At 60.2% G+C, this 18,742-nt stretch carries 11 protein-coding genes; 5 read left to right on the top strand and 6 right to left on the bottom strand.

Features of this window, described 5'->3' with window-relative positions; translation table 11 throughout:
- Window positions 1–2: 2 nt before the first annotated feature.
- The 3 genes from KFS80_RS16900 to uvrD all read right to left on the bottom strand — a co-directional run bounded on the left by KFS80_RS16900 (window position 3) and on the right by uvrD (window position 3,918).
- Window positions 3–410, bottom strand: coding sequence for an SMI1/KNR4 family protein (locus tag KFS80_RS16900; protein ID WP_008078852.1), 408 nt, complete (start codon window positions 408–410; stop codon window positions 3–5).
- A gap of 139 nt (window positions 411–549) precedes the next feature.
- The gene (locus KFS80_RS16895) at window positions 550–1,425 is read right to left on the bottom strand and encodes a Tim44 domain-containing protein (RefSeq protein ID WP_159813197.1); all 876 of its coding nucleotides are present in this window, start codon (window positions 1,423–1,425) and stop codon (window positions 550–552) included.
- A 309-nt stretch (window positions 1,426–1,734) separates the two neighbouring features.
- On the bottom strand, window positions 1,735–3,918 hold the full coding sequence (gene uvrD / locus KFS80_RS16890) for a DNA helicase II (protein WP_053125187.1): 2,184 nt from the start codon (window positions 3,916–3,918) through the stop codon (window positions 1,735–1,737).
- 257 nt (window positions 3,919–4,175) lie between these two features.
- Between uvrD and KFS80_RS16885 the strand changes: the two genes are divergently transcribed.
- From KFS80_RS16885 to KFS80_RS16875, 3 genes are all read left to right on the top strand, one after another.
- A complete protein-coding gene (locus KFS80_RS16885; protein ID WP_212545391.1) occupies window positions 4,176–7,046 on the top strand; it encodes a putative bifunctional diguanylate cyclase/phosphodiesterase in 2,871 nt (956 codons plus the stop codon).
- 127 nt (window positions 7,047–7,173) lie between these two features.
- The gene (hexR, locus tag KFS80_RS16880; protein WP_053125183.1) at window positions 7,174–8,040 is read left to right on the top strand and encodes a transcriptional regulator HexR; all 867 of its coding nucleotides are present in this window, start codon (window positions 7,174–7,176) and stop codon (window positions 8,038–8,040) included.
- Window positions 8,041–8,193: 153 nt separating this feature from the next.
- Window positions 8,194–8,397, top strand: a complete 204-nt coding sequence (locus KFS80_RS16875) for a PA3496 family putative envelope integrity protein (RefSeq protein ID WP_082341506.1) — start codon at window positions 8,194–8,196, stop codon at window positions 8,395–8,397.
- On the opposite strand, the gene KFS80_RS16870 is transcribed toward KFS80_RS16875, so the two are convergent.
- Window positions 8,339–9,301 (bottom strand): LysR family transcriptional regulator, encoded by a 963-nt coding sequence (locus KFS80_RS16870; RefSeq protein ID WP_159813193.1) that lies wholly within the window; start codon window positions 9,299–9,301, stop codon window positions 8,339–8,341. The genes KFS80_RS16875 and KFS80_RS16870 overlap by 59 nt on opposite strands.
- A gap of 190 nt (window positions 9,302–9,491) precedes the next feature.
- Between KFS80_RS16870 and KFS80_RS16865 the strand changes: the two genes are divergently transcribed.
- Both KFS80_RS16865 and oadA read left to right on the top strand, forming a co-directional pair.
- Window positions 9,492–10,907 (top strand): acetyl-CoA carboxylase biotin carboxylase subunit, encoded by a 1,416-nt coding sequence (locus KFS80_RS16865; protein WP_053125176.1) that lies wholly within the window; start codon window positions 9,492–9,494, stop codon window positions 10,905–10,907.
- An 11-nt stretch (window positions 10,908–10,918) separates the two neighbouring features.
- Window positions 10,919–12,727 carry a sodium-extruding oxaloacetate decarboxylase subunit alpha gene (oadA, locus tag KFS80_RS16860; protein ID WP_212545390.1) on the top strand — a complete coding sequence of 603 codons (1,809 nt, stop codon included), beginning with the start codon at window positions 10,919–10,921 and terminating at the stop codon, window positions 12,725–12,727.
- 316 nt (window positions 12,728–13,043) lie between these two features.
- Here the strand turns inward: oadA and KFS80_RS16855 are convergent, their stop codons facing one another.
- Window positions 13,044–15,509, bottom strand: a complete 2,466-nt coding sequence (locus tag KFS80_RS16855) for an autotransporter domain-containing protein (protein ID WP_212545389.1) — start codon at window positions 15,507–15,509, stop codon at window positions 13,044–13,046.
- A gap of 198 nt (window positions 15,510–15,707) precedes the next feature.
- Window positions 15,708–18,665, bottom strand: a complete 2,958-nt coding sequence (locus KFS80_RS16850) for an autotransporter outer membrane beta-barrel domain-containing protein (protein ID WP_212545388.1) — start codon at window positions 18,663–18,665, stop codon at window positions 15,708–15,710.
- Between the last annotated feature and the right edge of the window lie 77 nt (window positions 18,666–18,742).

Below are 18,742 nucleotides of genomic sequence, written 5' to 3'. Positions count from 1 at the left end.
GATCAGCTTTCCAGCCAGACGTCCCGCGCCCAGTGCCATACCGACTCCCAGGACTCTTCGGTGATCAACTCTTCTTCGCCCGACCACAGCACCACAGTGCCGTCTTCTTCGACGCAGTAGTAGTTCTCACCGTCCTGGCAGATCGGGATCAGGTCACGCGGTACGCCGATGTCCCACGCATTGGCCGCGACATCCGGCAAATAGGTGTGCGACTGCGGGTCGGTGACGGTTACCGGTTCCAGGCTGCCGTAGACCACATCGCTGACGGTCAGCAAAAATTCTTTGAAAACAAACGGGATGTTGATGAAGAGTTCTTCTTCGACTTCCACCAGTTGGTCTTCGTCAGGCAACTCCAATGGAACCGGTACGGGTTCGTTGGCTTCGCGCAGTTGTTCGATAATTTCTTCCACGTCCGGGATCCTCTTGCTTGAATGGCGCGGTTTATATGGGCCGGTTTATACAGTAGCTCGCTATAGATGCAACCGCGAAATAGAAAACCCCAGCCGAGGCTGGGGTTTTTTATTACAGCAAGTGAACCGCGCGAGGGGATCAGCCGTTCTGGCGGATACCGGCGACCAGCCAAGGCTGGTTCTCGCCCTGCGGACGTTCCATGTTCCAGCTTTCGCTGAACACTTCGCCCTGATCGAAGCGCGAGGACTTCGACACACCGTTGAAGGTCAGGGTGGCGATGGTCTTGTCGGCACGGTCATCCACGCCATCCAGTTGAACCTGGAGGTTGTCGATGTAGGTCGACTGGAACGCGTCGCCCAGATCCGCACGCTCACGCTTGAGGAACTCGAGCATTTGCGGGGTCACGAACTCGGCGATCTTGTCCATTTCGTTGGCGTCCCAGTGCTGCTGCAGCGACTGGAAGTGGCTGCGTGCGGCTTCAAGGAAGCTCTGCTCGTTGAACCAGGCTGGCGCGTTGATCACCGGACGGGCGGCAGCAGGTGCAGCCGAACCACCGAAGATCGAACCCATGCCGGCAGGCTTCTGCTCGAACACTTCACGCTGCATTGGCGCGCCGGCCGGAGCCAGGTGCTCCTGCTGCTTGCGTCGACGTGCGGCGATGAAGCGGAAGATCACGAACGCGATCACGGCCATGATCAGGATGTCGAAGATCTGCATGCCCTGGAAGCCGCCGCCCATGAACATGGAAGCGAGCAGACCACCGGCAGCGATACCGGCCAGTGGGCCGAGCCATTTCGAAGCACCGCCGGCCTTGGCCGCAGCGCCCGCGGCACCGGCAGCACCAGCGGTCGCAGCAGCGCCGCCCATGCCTGGAGAAGAAGGAGCCATCTGGCTGGTCTGGTGCGACGGCGCAGCGCCGGCGCTTTTGCCACCACCAAAGCGCTTGGCGTTGGCGTCGAGGCTCATCGTCAGGCCGATGCACAACGCCATGGCGATGCTAAGAAAACGTTTCATAAAGGGATTTCCCGTTTGTGGAGACACGCGCGCCATGTTGCACAGCTGAAGTGTTACTGGCTAGCGAGAGAGTGTTTCGGGCTTTTGCCTGACAGGTTGCGTTCAGCTTCGCGAGGCAATCAGCGGATGTACTTTTGGCTGTAGGAAAAGGGGACTGGTTCAGCCGGATTTTGGCTCAAAACATCAAACCCTGTAGGAGCCGAGCTTGCTCGCGAAGGCGGTCTGTCAGTCAACACAACAGTTGAATGTTCCGCCGCTTTCGCGAGCAAGCTCGGCTCCTACAAAGAGCAAAGAGCAATTGAATGGGGCTTAGATAGCTTCCAGCTTGGCGTAACCGAGCATCAGCCACTTGCTGCCTTCGCTGAAATTCACCTGCACCCGTGCCTGCGCACCCGCGCCTTCGAAGTTAAGGATCACGCCCTCACCAAAGATCGAATGGCGTACCGCCTGGCCCAGACTCAACCCGGTTTCCGGAATTTCACTGCCGGCGAACAGGTTGCTGCCGCTCATCGACTGATTGCCGCCGAACGGTCGGCTGACGCTGTTCGACAAACGGACTTCCTGAATCAGACCTTTCGGCACTTCGCGTACGAAACGCGAGACCTTGTTGTAGGTTTCGCTGCCGTACAGGCGTCGGGTTTCAGCGTAGGTCATCACCAGATTCTGCATCGCCCGGGTGATGCCGACGTAAGCCAGACGTCGTTCTTCCTCAAGACGTCCCGGCTCTTCCAGGCTCATCTTGTGCGGGAACAGGCCTTCTTCCATGCCCACGAGGAACACGTAAGGAAATTCCAGGCCTTTGGCGCTGTGCAGCGTCATTAACTGAATGCTGTCTTCGTGCTCGTCAGCCTGAGTGTCGCCGGCCTCCAGCGAAGCGTGGCCGAGGAATGCCGCCAGTGGCGTCAGCTCTTCGTCTTCTTCGTTGTTCTCGAAGTTGCGCGCGGCGCTGACCAGTTCCTCAAGGTTTTCTACCCGAGCCTGGCCTTTCTCGCCTTTTTCCGCTTCGTGATAAGCGATGAGGCCGGATTGCTCGATGACGGTTTGCGTCATCAAGTGCAGCGGCATCTCGGCGCACTTGGCGGCGAGGTTCTCGATCAGCTCGATAAACGCGCCCAAAGCACCCGCCGCACGACCGGTCAGGCCTTTGTTGGCGACCAGCAGGCGCATGGCTTCCCACATCGACACATCGCTGTGACGTGCGTGCTCGCGGATGGCTTCGACGGTTTTCTCGCCGATGCCACGGGCCGGAACGTTGATCACCCGTTCCAGCGCCGCGTCGTTACCGCGACCTTCGAGCAAACGCAGATACGCCATGGCGTTCTTGATTTCCGCACGCTCGAAGAAGCGCTGACCGCCATAGATGCGATACGGAATACGCTCGCGTAGCAAGGCTTCTTCCAAAACGCGCGATTGGGCGTTGGAGCGATAGAGAATCGCGATATCGCTACGGGCCAAGCCTGTTTTCAGCGCGCTTTCGATGGTTTCGACAACGTAGCGTGCTTCGTCGTGTTCGTTGAACGCGGCGTACAGATTGATCGCCTCGCCATCGCCGCCGTCCGTCCACAGCTCTTTGCCGAGGCGTCCTGTGTTGTTGGCGATCAAGGCGTTGGCAGCCTTGAGGATGCCGGCGGTGGAGCGGTAGTTCTGCTCAAGACGAATGGTCACCGAATCGGCGAAGTCGGACGAGTACTGATGAATGTTCTCGATCTTCGCGCCGCGCCAGCCGTAAATCGACTGGTCGTCGTCGCCGACAACCATCAGGCTATCGCCGCCCTTGCCGAGCAGGCGCAACCAGGCGTACTGCACGGCGTTGGTGTCCTGGAACTCGTCCACCAGAATATGGCGGAAGCGCTTTTGGTAGTGCGCCAACAGGCCCGGGTGATCGCGCCACAAATCGAGGGCGCGCAGCAGCAGTTCGGAGAAGTCGATTACACCCGCGCGCAGGCACGCCGCCTCGTAGGCTTCGTAAATGCTGCGCATGGTCGCCAGGTACAAATCGCCGCTGGCCTGAATATGTTGCGGCCGCAGACCTTCGTCTTTCTGGCCGTTGATGAACCACTGCGCCTGACGGGCCGGCCAGCGTTGCTCGTCGAGACCCAGCTCGCGGATCACCCGCTTGACCAGCCGTTGCTGGTCGTCGCTGTCGAGAATCTGAAACGTCTGGCTCAAGCCCGCTTCCTGCCAGTGCGCCCGCAACAAGCGGTGCGCGAGGCCGTGGAAGGTGCCGACCCACATGCCGGCCGGGTTGATCCCCAGCAACTGCTCGATGCGGTGACGCATCTCGGCAGCGGCCTTGTTGGTGAAGGTCACCGACAGAATGGAGTGGGGCGAGGCGTTTTCGACCTGGATCAACCAGGCGATACGGTGCACCAGCACTCGGGTTTTACCGGAGCCAGCACCGGCCAGGACCAACTGACGGCCAACGGAGGCTGCTACAGCCTGGCGTTGGGCATCGTTGAGGGAGTTCAGCAGAAGGGAGAGATCATCGCGCATCGGGGCATTCTAGGGTGCGCCGCAGGCCCGGGCAAACCGAGCTTTGCATTAGCCGATGAAAGTGCTGCCAATGACGACCGGTCGGTCACCGGCGACAGCCGTTGGCCCGCTTGGCTCTGCGGGTTTCAACGGTGCCTGAGGGGGGAAAAGTTTTGCGCAAATTATGATCTGGCGTGGTTTGGCAAGTTGATCGGCTTGTGTATGCTCCGTCCACGTTTCGGGCGCACGCCCTCCTTATAAGAACAAGAACGTTGCCCATGACCCTCAGCTCCGAACTGTCGGGCCCCTCTGTGGAACCCCGGGTTATCCGCAAGCACTACGCCACCGAGATGGCGGTCGAGCGCACGCGCCTGCTGTATCAGGGTTCTTTATTGCCCACGCTGTTCATGTTGATCAATGGTCTGGTCTGCGCCGGTTTGCTCTGGAGCCCGCAGCGCTACTTCGTGGTCAGTATTTGGCTGGTGTGGTTGCTGTCGCTGGTCGCGCTGCGGGTGATCCAAGTGGCCGCGTTCGATTCCGCCATTCCCAATCGACAGGCGCAGCCGATCTGGCGCCGAATGTTCCTGCTCGGCTCGACCATGACCGGCCTGACGCTCGCCGGCGCCGGCATCGCCCTGGTGCCCGCCGACAACTTTATGCAGCAAGCCTGGGTGTTCGGCCTGATTGGCGCCGCGACATTGTCGGCCAGTGTCGCGTACGCGGTGAGTCTGCCCGCGTTTTTGTCCTTCACCTTGCCGTGTCTGTTGCCAGCGATTGGCTATCTGTTTTGGGGCGGCGACGAGCAGGCGCGCGGTTGGGGCTGGCTCGGGTTGATCTTGCTCGGCTCGCTGAGTGTGGTGGCGTGGCAGGTCAATCGGCTGATCGATCGCGGCTTGCTGCGGCGCTTTCAGAATCAGCACCTCATTGAACACCTGCAACAGACCCAATCCCGTAGCGAGCAACTCAATCAGGAACTGGCCAAGGAGATCGACCACCGGCGCTGTGCCGAGGGCAAGTTGCGTGAAGCCCAGGTCGCCCTTGAGGATCGTGTTGCCCAGCGCAGCCGCGAACTGGACGCCGCCAATCAGGCTCTGAGCAAAAGCGAAGCGCGGCTGGCGCTGGCGTTGAAAGCCAGTGAGCTGGGGCTGTGGGACTGGAACCTGCAAACCGACGAAGTCCATCACACGCAGATTCAGGAACTGTTCGGCCTCGCCCCGGAATACGTCACGGCGTTGCTGCGCGATCTCAAACCGCGATTGCACCCCGAAGACGTGCCCAACCTCAAACTCGCGCTGACCGAGCATTTAAAGGGTCGCACCGAGGATTATCAGATTGAGTACCGCGTGCGTCATGGCGACGGTCATTGGGTGTGGATCGAAGACCGTGGCCGCGCGGTGGAGCGCAGTGACAGCGGACGCGTAATCCGCATGGTCGGCACCCGGCGCGACATCAGCGTCAGTAAAAGCCTCGAAGAACAGCAACGACTGGCGGCGACGGTTTTTGAAGCGGCCAGCGAAGGCATCGTCATTCTCGACCCGAACTACGCGCTGATCGCGATCAATCAGGCGTTCAGTCGTGTCACCGGTTACGACATCGACGACATGCTCGGGCGCAACGTCGTCGAACTGCCGTGCAGCCGCGATGCGCGCCGTCATTACGTGGCGATCCGTCATGCACTGGAGCAGCACGGCAGTTGGCAGGGTGAGTTGGTCGAGACGCGCAAGAACGGCGAGCTGTATCCGCAGTGGCTGCAATTGAATGCGGTGCGCGACAGTCGCGGCAATGTCAGCCATATCGTCGGCTTCTTCGCCGATCTCTCTGCGCGACGCGAATCCGAAGAGCGCATGCGTTACCTGACCCATTACGACGAACTCACCGGGTTGGCCAATCGCTCGCTGTTCCGCGAGCGTCTGCACGAAGCGCATCAACGTTCACGTCAGGGCCGGCGCAGTCTGGCGTTGCTGCACATCAATCTGGATCGCTTCAAATTGCTCAACGACAGTCTCGGTCATGAAGTCGCTGACCAGTTGTTGCAGAAGATGGCGCGGCGGCTGGTCAACGCGTTGCCGGAGGCCGACACCATTGCGCGTTTGTCCGGCGATGAATTTGCGGTGCTGTTCGATGCTTACGGCAACCTGTCGAGTCTGGCACGGGTCGCTACGCGATTGTCGGCCAAGCTGCGTTTGCCGCTGACGGTGGAAGGGCATGAACTGGTGGTCAGCGCCTCGATGGGCATCAGCATGTTGCCGGACAACGCGCGGGAAATTGCTGCGCTGGTCAGTCAATCGAACATGGCCATGCAACACGCCAAACACCTCGGCGGCAACAACTTCCAGTTCTACACCGAGAGCCTGCAGGCCAGCACCCTTGAGCGCTTGCAGCTGGAAAACCAGTTGCGCAAAGCCATCGAAGACAAGCAGCTCAAAGTGTTTTACCAGCCGAAGCTGTGCCTCGAATCGGGGCGCTTGAACGCGGCGGAAGCACTGGTGCGCTGGGATCATCCGACCATGGGCCGGGTGCCGCCGGGGGATTTTATCGGGCTGGCCGAGGAGACCGGGCTGATCGGCCCGATCGGCGAATTCGTCCTGCGTCAGGCTTGCTGGCAGGCGTGCGAATGGCAGCGGCAAGGGCTGGAGCCGATCCGCGTTTCGGTGAACCTCTCGGTGCATCAATTGCGTCAGGGCAAACTGGTCAGTCTGGTGCGTCAGGTGCTGGAGGAAACCGGTCTGGCGCCGCACTACCTCGAACTGGAACTGACCGAAAGCCAGTTGCTCGACAGCGTCGAACACATCATCGCGACCTTCCAGCAACTGCGCGATCTGGGCGTGAAACTGGCGATCGACGACTTCGGCACCGGCTATTCGTCACTGAGTTATCTCAAGCGTATTCCGGTGGATTACGTGAAGATCGATCAGGCGTTCATACGCGGATTGGGCGAGGGCAGTGAGGATGCGGCGATTACCCGCGCGATCATCGCCATGGCCCACGGGCTGTCGCTGAAAGTGGTCGCGGAGGGCGTTGAACGGCAGGATCAGCTGGAATTTTTACGCGCCGAACGTTGCGATGAGGTGCAGGGCTATCTGATCAGTCGTCCGGTGGAGGCTGCCGGTCTGGCCGGGCTTTTGCGCAATCAGGAAAAACCGCTTTAAGGGCTACATGCACCCCATCGCGCCTGATATGGGGACATGGAGTTACGCATTGAGCAGGCAAAAAGCCAATTCGTGTAGTATAACTACAAGCGTGCTACATCCTTGCCCATAAGAAGAGTCCAGCCCCTTGAATCTGCTGCAACACATCGCCCAGTCACGTCACCTGTTACGCAAGTCGGAGCTCAAGGTCGCCGACCACGTGCTGCTTGACCCTGCGGCCGTGATGCACAGTTCCATGGCCGACCTGGCCCACAACGTCGGCATCAGTGAGCCGACCATCGTGCGCTTCTGTCGCGCCATCGGTTGCTCCGGTTTTCAGGATCTCAAACTGAAGTTAGCGCAGAGCCTTGCGGCCGGTGCCAGCTTCGGGCAGTTCGCGATCCATGAAGACGACTCGGTTGCCGATTACAGCCTGAAGATTTTCGACACCACGTTGCACACGTTGATGGAGGTTCGCGAGAAGCTCGATCCGATTGAGTTGCAGCGTGCGGTGACGTTGATGTCGCAGGCGCAGCGTGTTGAGTTCTATGGGTTTGGCGCGTCGGGCGCGGTCGCGGCGGATGCGCAGCACAAGTTCTTCCGTTTATTGCTGACCGCAGCGGCGTACTCCGATCCGCACATGCAGGCGATGTCGGCGGTGACGTTGAAGCCGACCGATGTGGCGATCTGTATTTCCCAGTCCGGGCGCTCCAAGGATTTGCTGATCACCGCCAATCTGGTGCGTGAGAGCGGGGCGTCGTTGATTACCTTGTGCCCGAGCCAGACGCCGTTGGCCGAGTTGTCGACTGTTAATCTGGCGATCGATGTGCATGAAGACACCGAAATCTATACGCCGCTGACCTCGCGTATCGCGCACCTGGTGGTGATTGATGTGTTGGCGATGGGCGTGGCCATGGCGCGTGGGCCGAGCCTGGTTAACCACCTCAAGAGCGTGAAGCGCAGTCTGCGTAGTTTGCGTTTGTCGCCCAAGGCAGCCAAAGCTCTGGATGATTAAGATCAAAAGATCGCAGCCTTCGGCAGCTCCTACACGGTCAATGTAGGAGCTGCCGAAGGCTGCGATCTTTTGCTTTGTTGTCGGCAACTTTCATCAAACCGTCATCCCCGCCGCCTATCGTGAAACTCCCGTCATCGCCTTGGGAGACTCGAAATGGCTCAGCCCTACGAAGAACGCAACAGCGCCGCGAAAACCCGTCGTCAGCAGGAAGACCAGCGCCGCATGGAATTTCGCCGCGCTATCGAAGATCGCTTCGAACTCCGTCAGCTTCAAGCCGAAATCGGCGACTTTCCCGATATCACTCACTGGCAGGCGGCACCCGTAGCTTCCCGTCGAAGCGCTCAACCAGCGCGCTGATCTGCACGCGTTCGCTGCGGATAAACGCCAGGAAGGCGTGCGCCACCGGTGACAAGCGTTTGGCTTTCGCTTGCACCAGGCACCAGCTACGGAACAGCGGCAATTCCTCGACCGGCAGCTCGACGAGCCCGCCAGTCGCCAGCTCCAGGTTCAGGGCGTGGCGCGTCAACAGCGCCAGGCCCAGACCCGCTTGCACACATTCACGCTGCGCTTCGGCCGACGCCACTTCTTGAGTCTGAGTGAAGTGCACGCGTTTCTCTTTGAAATACTCTTCACACGCCAATCGCGTACCCGAGCCCGGCTCGCGGATCAGCAGCGTGTAAGGTTCCAGATCCTGTAAACGCAGCGGGCCCATGTGCGCCAACGGGTGATCCGGGCGCGCCACGGCAACAATCGGGTTGTTGAGGAATGGCAAAAATTCCAGGCCCATGTCCTGCGGCACCATCGACATGATCACCAGATCGTCACGGTTGTCCGACAGCCTGCGAATGACCTGGCCGCGGTTGACCACGGTCAGTTGCAGATTCACTTCCGGGTGCTGGCGTTTAAACGCGGCAAACAGGTGCGGGACGAAATATTTGGCGCTGGATTCCACCGCCAGTTTCAGCTGACCCTGCAGCGAGCCCTGCATGTCCGACAGCTGCATATCGAGGTTTTCCAGGCGCCCGAAGATGTCCCGGCTGGCGCGCTGAAGGGCTTCAGCGGCTTCGGTCATGTAGAGTTTTTTGCCGACATAATCGAATAATGGCTGGCCGATCAGCTCTTCCAGCTGCTTTATTTGCAGGCTAACCGCCGGTTGGGTGAGCGACATTTCATCCGCGGCGCGGCTGTAAGAGCGTAAATCACACACCTCGTTGAAGATCTGCAGCTGACGCAATGTCATACGCATCAAGGACTTACGCATTTTATTCGGGCTCGGCGCGCGGGTAGATGTTCGAACTATAAGTCTTTACTTATGGCTAACCCAATTATTATTCATTTTTGTTAATCCCTTATGAGCGCTAGTGTGGATCTGCGACTAAATTGAAACATTTGGTCACGCGTCGACCTGGGTCTAGCAGGTCGTGGTGCCACCGGCTCAAGGGAACCTCCAAGTGATAACAAAGATCCTGATCGCCAACCGTGGTGAGATTGCCGTACGAATCGTGCGAGCCTGCGCCGAAATGGGCATTCGCTCGGTTGCGATTTTTTCCGACGCCGACCGTCATGCGTTGCATGTGAAGCGTGCGGACGAGGCCCACAGCATCGGTGCCGAGCCACTCGCCGGTTACCTCAACCCGCGCAAACTGGTGAACCTCGCCGTGGAAACTGGTTGCGATGCCCTGCATCCCGGCTACGGTTTCCTCTCGGAAAACGCCGAACTGGCTGATATCTGTGCCGAACGCGGGATCAAGTTCATTGGCCCGTCGGCAGAGGTCATTCGCCGCATGGGCGACAAGACCGAAGCGCGCCGCAGCATGATCAAGGCCGGCGTACCGGTCACGCCGGGCACTGAAGGCAACGTCGCCGACATCGAAGAAGCTTTGGTCGAGGGCGACCGCATCGGTTATCCGGTGATGCTCAAGGCCACCTCCGGTGGTGGCGGTCGCGGTATCCGTCGCTGCAACAGCCGTGAAGAACTCGAACAGAATTTCCCTCGGGTGATTTCCGAAGCGACCAAGGCGTTCGGTTCTGCCGAGGTGTTCCTGGAAAAATGCATCGTCAATCCCAAGCACATCGAAGCGCAGATCCTCGGCGACAGCTTCGGCAACGTCGTGCACCTGTTCGAGCGTGATTGCTCGATCCAGCGCCGCAACCAGAAGCTCATCGAAATCGCCCCGAGCCCGCAACTGACCCCGGAGCAGCGCGCCTACATCGGCGACCTGTCGGTGCGTGCGGCCAAGGCAGTGGGTTACGAGAACGCCGGCACCGTGGAGTTCCTGCTCGCCGAGGGCGAGGTGTACTTCATGGAGATGAACACCCGGGTGCAGGTGGAACACACCATCACCGAAGAAATCACCGGGATCGACATCGTCCGCGAACAGATTCGCATCGCTTCCGGCCTGCCGCTGTCGGTGAAACAGGAAGACATTCAGCACCGTGGTTTCGCGTTGCAGTTCCGCATCAACGCCGAAGACCCGAAGAACAACTTCCTGCCGAGCTTCGGCAAGATCACCCGTTACTACGCCCCAGGCGGTCCGGGCGTGCGCACCGACACAGCGATCTACACCGGCTACACCATTCCGCCGTTCTACGACTCGATGTGCCTGAAACTGGTGGTCTGGGCACTGACCTGGGAAGAGGCGATGGACCGTGGTCTGCGGGCGCTGGACGACATGCGTCTGCAAGGCGTGAAGACCACCGCCGCGTACTACCAGGAAATCCTGCGCAACCCGGAATTCCGTAGCGGCCAGTTCAATACCAGCTTCGTTGAAAGCCACCCTGAACTGACCAACTACTCGATCAAGCGCAAACCCGAAGAGCTGGCCCTGGCCATCGCCGCCGCCATCGCCGCCCACGCAGGCCTGTGAGGAATACAACAATGTCCAAGAAGATCTTTGTCACTGACACCATCCTGCGCGACGCTCACCAATCGCTGCTCGCCACCCGCATGCGCACCGAAGACATGCTGCCGATCTGCGACAAGCTCGACAAAGTCGGCTACTGGTCGCTGGAATGCTGGGGCGGCGCGACGTTCGACGCCTGCGTACGCTTCCTCAAAGAAGATCCGTGGGAGCGTCTGCGCCAACTGCGCGCGGCGCTGCCTAACACCCGTCTGCAAATGCTGCTGCGCGGGCAGAACCTGCTGGGCTACCGCCACTACAGCGACGACGTGGTCAAAGCCTTCGTCGCCAAAGCTGCCGTCAATGGCATCGACGTGTTCCGCATCTTCGACGCGATGAACGACGTGCGTAACCTGCGCGTGGCCATTGAGGCGGTGAAAGCAGCCGGCAAACATGCCCAAGGCACCATCGCTTACACCACCAGCCCGGTGCACACCATCGACGCGTTCGTCACCCAGGCCAAGCAAATGGAAGCCATGGGTTGCGACTCGGTGGCGATCAAGGACATGGCCGGTCTGCTGACCCCGTACGCCACTGGCGAACTGGTTCGCGCACTGAAAGCCGAGCAGTCGCTGCCGGTGTTCATCCACTCGCACGACACGGCGGGTCTGGCGACGATGTGCCAGCTCAAGGCAATCGAAAACGGCGCCGACCACATCGACACCGCGATCTCCAGCTTCGCCTCGGGCACCAGCCACCCTGGCACCGAGTCGATGGTCGCTGCGCTCAAAGGCACCGAGTTCGACACCGGCCTGAACCTCGAACTGCTGCAAGAGATCGGTCTGTACTTCTACGCCGTGCGCAAGAAGTACCACCAGTTTGAAAGCGAATTCACCGCCGTCGACACCCGCGTACAAGTCAACCAGGTGCCGGGCGGGATGATCTCCAACCTCGCGAACCAGTTGAAAGAGCAGGGCGCCCTCAACCGCATGGGCGAAGTCCTCGCGGAAATCCCGCGCGTGCGTGAAGACCTCGGCTTCCCGCCGCTGGTGACACCGACTTCGCAGATCGTCGGCACCCAAGCGTTTTTCAACGTGCTGGCCGGCGAGCGCTACAAGACCATCACCAACGAAGTGAAGCTCTACCTGCAAGGCGGTTACGGTAAAGCGCCGGGCGTGGTCAACGAGAAGCTGCGTCGTCAGGCGATCGGCAGCGAAGAAGTCATCGACGTGCGTCCGGCCGATCTGCTCAAGCCGGAAATGACCAAGCTGCGTGCCGACATCGGCGCACTGGCCAAGTCCGAAGAAGACGTGCTGACCTTCGCCATGTTCCCGGACATCGGCCGCAAGTTCCTCGAAGAACGTGCCGCCGGCACCCTCACGCCAGAAGTGTTGCTGCCGATTCCTGAAGCGGGCGGTGTGACCAAGGCGGGCGGCGAAGGCGTACCGACCGAGTTCGTCATCGACGTCCACGGCGAAACCTACCGCGTCGACATCACCGGTGTCGGTGTGAAAGCCGAAGGCAAACGTCACTTCTACCTGTCCATCGACGGCATGCCGGAAGAAGTGGTGTTCGAACCGCTCAACGAATTCGTCGGCGGTGGCAGCAGCAAGCGCAAGCAAGCTTCGGCACCGGGCCACGTCAGCACGACCATGCCGGGCAACATCGTTGATGTACTGGTCAAGGAGGGCGACACCGTCAAGGCTGGCCAGGCTGTACTGATCACCGAAGCGATGAAGATGGAAACCGAAGTCCAGGCAGCGATTGCCGGCAAGGTCACCGCGATTCATGTGGCCAAGGGTGATCGGGTCAATCCGGGCGAAATCCTGATCGAGATCGAAGGCTGAAATAACCGCCGCGATCCAACGCTTTAAACCTCGGGGGGGCATGTGCTCCCCTTTTTTTGCCTGTGATTTGTAGGAGTGAGCCTGCTCGCGATGGCGGTGGATCAGTTGATGAAGATTTGACTGAAAAACCGCTTTCGCGAGCAGGCTCACTCCTACAGGGGATCTTCAGTTGTCAGTTGCATTTGCGGGTACCGCAGAACCGTGTGGGAGCGGGCTTGCTCGCGAAAGCGGTGGGTCATTCGAAGCAAATATCGACTGACACTCCCTCTTCGCGAGCAAGCCCGCTCCCACAACAGCCCATCAGCCCATCAGATCGTTAGAACGCCATGCGCCATTGGCCCATCACGCCGGTGTTGCGGCTGTCGGAGGCGATGTCGCCGGTGATACCCATGCCCAGCGTATGACTGGCTGATAGCGCCAGATCGAGGCCGGCATCCAGCGACAAACTGTTGCGATCCAGTTGCGCCCCAGCGATTTCGAAACCGATGCCACCGTTAAGCAACTCCTGGCGCGTGTGCATGTCGAGTTCGCCGTAGGTATGTTTCCAACCCGCACTCAGACGTGGCGTCAGTTGCATGCCGTTGTCGAGGTTGTTGGTTTTTGCCACGCGAAGGCCAAAGGTGCTGCTCAGGTTTTTCTGCGACTGACCGTGAACCTTCAACGCCGCGTCGCCACCTTTTTCGCTGTAACTGTCACGCTGGTAGCGCTGGTAACCGAGATTGGCGAAGGGCTCGAGTGTGAAATCGCCTTGGCCGAAGTCGTAACCCAGTTCGGCAAACGCTTGCTGGGTGCTCGCGTCGTAGCTGCCTATTAGGCGATCGCTAAAACCGTTGAACGCCACCCGACGTTTGCTGCTGCCGTCGTGACTGGCATAAGTGGCGCCAAGGCGCAGTGCCAGCGGGCCGTCCTGACGCACCGCGTAGGCACCGACATGCCAGCTGTCGAGATCGCCATCGGCATGGCGCGCATCGAGTTTGGTCTGCGAGTTACCGCCGATGATCCCGACATGCCATTGCTCATCGAGACGCCAGTCAGCACCTGCAACGAGACCTTGGGTGGAGTGTTTCAGGGTGCTGTCGGCGTCGCGATCGATTTTGCCGCCATTGCCCAATGCCTGAACCCAGACTCGACCGTTGCCGTCACCTGCTTTAGCCGATCTTGCATCGGTGTCGAGCTGACGCATGGCCGACAGCATGCTGTCGCTGACCGGTGACACGGCGCTTAGTGTGGCTTTGGCAAGGTTGGCGTTGCTGCCGGCGGCGAGTTGATCGAGCGCCAAAGCAGCGGTGTTTCTGTTACTGCCGAGCAGGGCGACGAGGGCTTGGTTCGCAGGTGCGATCGGTGCAGGAACACTGGCCGGGACGACGCTTGCAGTTGGTGCGGTTGGTGCAGTCGTTGCAGGCGCCGCAGGAACAGCTTGAGTCGCGGCCGACGCGGAAGCCAGGACAGAGGCCGCATTTTCAGCTGGCACGGTAACCGCAACGGCAACAGGTGTTTCAGCTGTCGGGGAAGTATCAACGGGATCAGCCGTTACAGCCGAAGTAACCGCCTCGGCGGAGACGACAGTTCCGATTGAAGCGGCGGCCTCACCAGAAACAACCGAAACAGCAGTGTCCGCTGGCTCCGTAACCACCTCAGAAACCGTCGCTATCGCTGGAGCAGAAGACTCCGAAATCGCCGTTTCCATCACTGGCGTTTCCACCTGCGCTCCCGTCGTCTCAGCCACCACCGGCACTACTTCTGACGGCGCGACCGGAGTGGTGGAAGCATCAAGCATCTGATCGATTTGTTTACCAATTTCGCCAGCATTTTCCGATGAGGCGGCGTTTTCAACCTTCTTTTCATTTCGGCTAAACGTCAGCCCGACCTGTTTCTCGTCGTATTTCAGCGTCGGTGTCATGAACGCCAGATCGTTTTCAATACGGCCAAATTCCCCGACGACTTTTCCCGCTGTCAGAATCGTGTGCTGGCTGCTTTTCGGGTAGTCGCCCGCCGTTGTGAGTTGCAACGTCGAATTACCCAGATCGGCCGTCCCGGCGACCACGATGGTCTTGCTAACTCCTTTCGCTTTGACCTCGTAAGCCAATGTCGCACTGGGCTTCAGGTTCAAATCGCCATTGACGGAAGCTGCGCCGAGCGCCTGGTTAACCTTCAGCAGTCCATGAACATTCAATGTGCCAGTTGCGCCTTCACCGGCGAATTGACCCTTTTCATAGACGTGGACGGCGCCGCCAATGATTCCTCGGTTGTTGAGGTTACCGCCGGCCGCTACAAAAGCGCCTTCCTCGATCCCTCCTTTATTGATCAGCGTGCCTTCGACCACGGCATGTCCAGCAATCGCACCTTCATTGGTGAAGGTCGCTTCAGGGCGCACCACAACCCCTGCGGTGAAGTCCGAGGGCGTATTTTTGACTCGAGTCCAGACACCTTGTTTGACCTCAAGGCCATGGAAGTTTCGCGTATCACCCAGCGAACCCTTGGCCGCATCAAGTTGCAGGACATTCACACCGCCGGCGCCATCCACCGTGCCTGCAAAGCTGCCTTTACCGGTGACGATGAGCAGATCATCGCGCTCACTAAAAGGCTCGGCATAACCCTTCTTGTCGATCGGTGTTTTAAGGGTGTCGGGATCGTTGATGAAGGTGTCGAGTAGCGCCGTCAGCGCGCCAGGGGTTGGCACGTTGGCAGGCACTTCTTCGGCCTGTGTGAATTGAGCGCAGCTCACCGCGAGGGTGATGGCCAGCGCCAGTTTTTTCGGTTGGTAAAAGTGTTGAACGGGCATCAAGTAAGGCCTCTTTTGACTGGAGACCAAACTCTAAGTTGAAGGCCTGTGGGGCCGATGTCAGCTGCTTCCCACAGGCTTGCGGCTTCCTTCAGTTTTCTCTGTGGAAAATCGCCGAGGCTGAGGAAACGGCCGGTTTTACCCAGCCATACCGGCGTGTTTTCCTACAATGTTTACAGATGTAACCCGCTGGCACTCTCAGAAACTCATCTGCCATTGGCCGATCAGCCCGTGATTGCGGCTGTTGCTGCCGATCTCGCCGCTGTACCCGACACCCAGCGTATGCCGCGCCGAGATGCCGACATCCAGACCCGCTTCCAACACCAGGCTGTCACGATCCAGCGAGCTGCCATCGACACTGAACGCGGTGCCACCGGTGACGAAGGCCTGACGCGTCGAATTGCTCACATCGCCATAGGTATGTTTCCAACCAGCCGTCATGCGCGGCGTCAGGCTCATACCGTTATCCAACGTATTCAGGTGGGCCAGACGCAAGCCGAAGGTGCTGCTGAAGTTGTCCTGGGTTTCGCTGTCGACTTGCAGCGCGGCGGCACCACCCTTTTCCTGATAGCTATCGCGGTGGTAGCGCTGGTAGCCGAGGCTGGCGAAGGGTTCGGCGCTGAGACGGCCGCTGCCCATCGCATAGCCGAGTTCGGCGAAGGCTTGCTGGCTGTCGGCGTCGTAATCGCCTTTCGGGCGATCGCTGAAACCGTTGAAGGCGACGGTGCGTTTGCTGTCCCCCTGATGGCCGCTGTACGCCGCGCCGAGACGTACCGAGACCGGGCCATTCTGATGCAGCGCATAAACGCCGGCGTGCCAGCTCTCGACGTTGCCGTCGACACCGCTGGCGTCGAGATCGGTTTTCGAATAACCGCCGAGCACACCCACGCGCCACGCCGAGTTCAACGACCAGTCGGCGCCGAGCACGCTGCCCTTGGTGCGTTGTTCCAGACCGCTGCTGCCATGTTCGCCGTCGAGCTTGCCGTAGCCGCCGATGCCTTGCAGCCACAGACGGCCACGGGCGTTCGGGTCATTCAGATTGCGCGCCTCGGACGGCACGCCGTTCGCCGCCAGCACCGGTGTATCGCGCTGATCGAGGCCAACGGCCAGACCCGGACTGCCACCGATTTGTTGCATCGCCGAGAGCATGCTGTTGCCGACCTGACTGCTGGCGGCGAGGGTGGCGCTGGTCAGGTTGGCGTTGCTTGAACCGGCGAGTTGTTCGATTGCGGCGCCCGCCGTGCTTTGCGAGGTATTCAGCAGCGCGTTGTACAACGCGTTGTTGCTGCCCATCGAAGCGATGCTGTTGGCGACGTTGCGGCCGTTGCCGGTGCTGGCGAACTCGTTGAACGCCACGTCGTTGCGGTTGTAACTCAGATCAACCTGCGTCGGCGTGTAGGCGAGGGTCGGCGTGAGGAACGCGTAGTCGCTGGTGACGCTGCCGAAGGTGCCGTTGACTTGCCCGGCCTGCAGCACGGTGTACTGGCTTTGCCACGGATACGTGCCGGGGCCGGGATTCACCGCCAGCGTCGCGCCGTTAAGGTTGGCGGTGCCGCCGACTTGCACCGGGGCGCTGCTGCCGTCGGCGTTGACACCATAGGCGAGGGTCGAGCCGCTGCCCATATTCAAATCATGCACGACGGTTGTGCGACCGAGGCTGGTGTCGGTGCGCAAGGTACCGTTGACGTCGAGACCGCCCACCGATCCGCCGCCGGCATATACACCGCCCGCATCGACGGTGAGGTCGCCAGCGATGCTGCCCTGGTTGATCAACGTCGCGCCATTGCGCACCGCGCCACCGTCGCTGAAATCGCCGTTGCCGGTCAGCGTCCACGCGCCTTGTTTCACTTCCAGCCATTCAAAGTTGCGACTGTCGCCGAAGCTGCCGCCCGCGGCGTCGTCCATCACCACTTGGTCATCACCGCTGCCGCCATCGACCACGCCGACAAAGCGGCTGCCGTTGCGCAAGGTCAGGCTGTCGTTGCCGCCACCGAGATCCAGCGCCAGGCCGTTGCTGCCGCTGATGGTGCCGCCGTTGACCACGTTGTCATCGAACTCGCCGACGAATTTAACGCCGAAACCGTTGAGGCCCTGAATGGTGCCGAAGTTCTCCAGCGTGGTCGCTGCCAGCCCTGAATTGCCGCTGCCGTCGTCGACCAGAATCGCGCTGTCGGCGCCGCTGATCAGTGCGTCTTTGCCGTTGAGAATATAGCCGCCACCCAGCGCGATCCCTTCGCTGCCGTTGGCGAAACCACCCTTGTCCACGCCGCCCGCGCCGACGCCTTGAATGGTGCCGTAGTTTTCGATGTGGGCGATGTTGTCGATGTCCACGCCGTCGCCGTCACCGTTCGCTTGCAACCCGGAGTAAGCGCCAGTGATGGTGCCGTGGTTGATCACCGTGCCGTCACCGTCGGAACCGAACCCGGAGCCGTTGCGCCCGGTGATCTCGCCGTAGTTGACCAGTGTCGCGCCTAGGTCGGTGGTGATGCCGTGACGACCACCGGAAATCACCCCGTAGTTGGTCACGCTGACGCCGCCAGCCGAGTCGATATCGATGCCGTCGAATTTCTCGTCGGCGTTGTGCGAATCGCCGGTAGAAATCTCGCCGTAGTTAGTGATCGTGGCGTTGGCGCCGGTCTTCATGCCGTCGCTGGCGTCGCCACGAATCAGCCCGCCCGCGCGATTGATGATGGTGGTTTTCACCCCCTCGCTGCGCAGCGCATCGAGATCCAGACCTTGGCCGGTGCTAGAGCGAATCACGCCACTGTTGTCGATCAACAGACTGCCGCTGACGAAATTGCTGTCGATGCGCAAAGCGTCGTTGGCACCAAGAATCTGCCCGCCGCTGCGGTTATAGATCGCGTAGTCGCGCGCCTTGCTTTCGTCGCCACTGCTATCAATCGCGCGGCCACCGGTGGAAATAATTTTGCCGGCGTTATCGATCACCACACCGGCGCCGCTGGTCTTTTCTTTCAGGCTGACGGTCTTGCCGCTATTGGAGATGCTGCCCGGCGCTGAAATCGTCAACGTGTCATTCCCGCCCAAGGTTTGCGCGGCGGTGGTGGCGGTGTCGATCTGAATGGTTTTGCCGTGGGCCGCCGTGGCGGAAATCAGCAAAGTGATGGCGAGGGAGAGACGCTGCGGCGGGAAGGACATGGGCGGAAGGCCTTTTTGTTATAAGCGGGCCGTCCTGTATAGCGAAGGGTTTTTACAGAATGATGTCGGTGGGTGAT

The sequence above is a fragment of the Pseudomonas rustica genome, assembly GCF_018336155.1.
GTDB lineage: Bacteria > Pseudomonadota > Gammaproteobacteria > Pseudomonadales > Pseudomonadaceae > Aquipseudomonas > Aquipseudomonas rustica.
This window is presented reverse-complemented; position numbering and strand designations above follow the sequence as displayed.

What these genes read in the sequence shown, in the direction of transcription:
- KFS80_RS16895 (WP_159813197.1), bottom strand. Translation starts at nt 1,425, where the DNA reads ATGAAACGTTTTCTTAGCATCGCCATGGCGTTGTGCATCGGCCTGACG.
- uvrD (WP_053125187.1), bottom strand. Translation starts at nt 3,918, where the DNA reads ATGCGCGATGATCTCTCCCTTCTGCTGAACTCCCTCAACGATGCCCAA.
- KFS80_RS16885 (WP_212545391.1), top strand. Translation starts at nt 4,176, where the DNA reads ATGACCCTCAGCTCCGAACTGTCGGGCCCCTCTGTGGAACCCCGGGTT.
- KFS80_RS16875 (WP_082341506.1), top strand. Translation starts at nt 8,194, where the DNA reads ATGGCTCAGCCCTACGAAGAACGCAACAGCGCCGCGAAAACCCGTCGT.
- KFS80_RS16870 (WP_159813193.1), bottom strand. Translation starts at nt 9,301, where the DNA reads ATGCGTAAGTCCTTGATGCGTATGACATTGCGTCAGCTGCAGATCTTC.
- oadA (WP_212545390.1), top strand. Translation starts at nt 10,919, where the DNA reads ATGTCCAAGAAGATCTTTGTCACTGACACCATCCTGCGCGACGCTCAC.
- KFS80_RS16855 (WP_212545389.1), bottom strand. Translation starts at nt 15,509, where the DNA reads ATGCCCGTTCAACACTTTTACCAACCGAAAAAACTGGCGCTGGCCATC.
- KFS80_RS16850 (WP_212545388.1), bottom strand. Translation starts at nt 18,665, where the DNA reads ATGTCCTTCCCGCCGCAGCGTCTCTCCCTCGCCATCACTTTGCTGATT.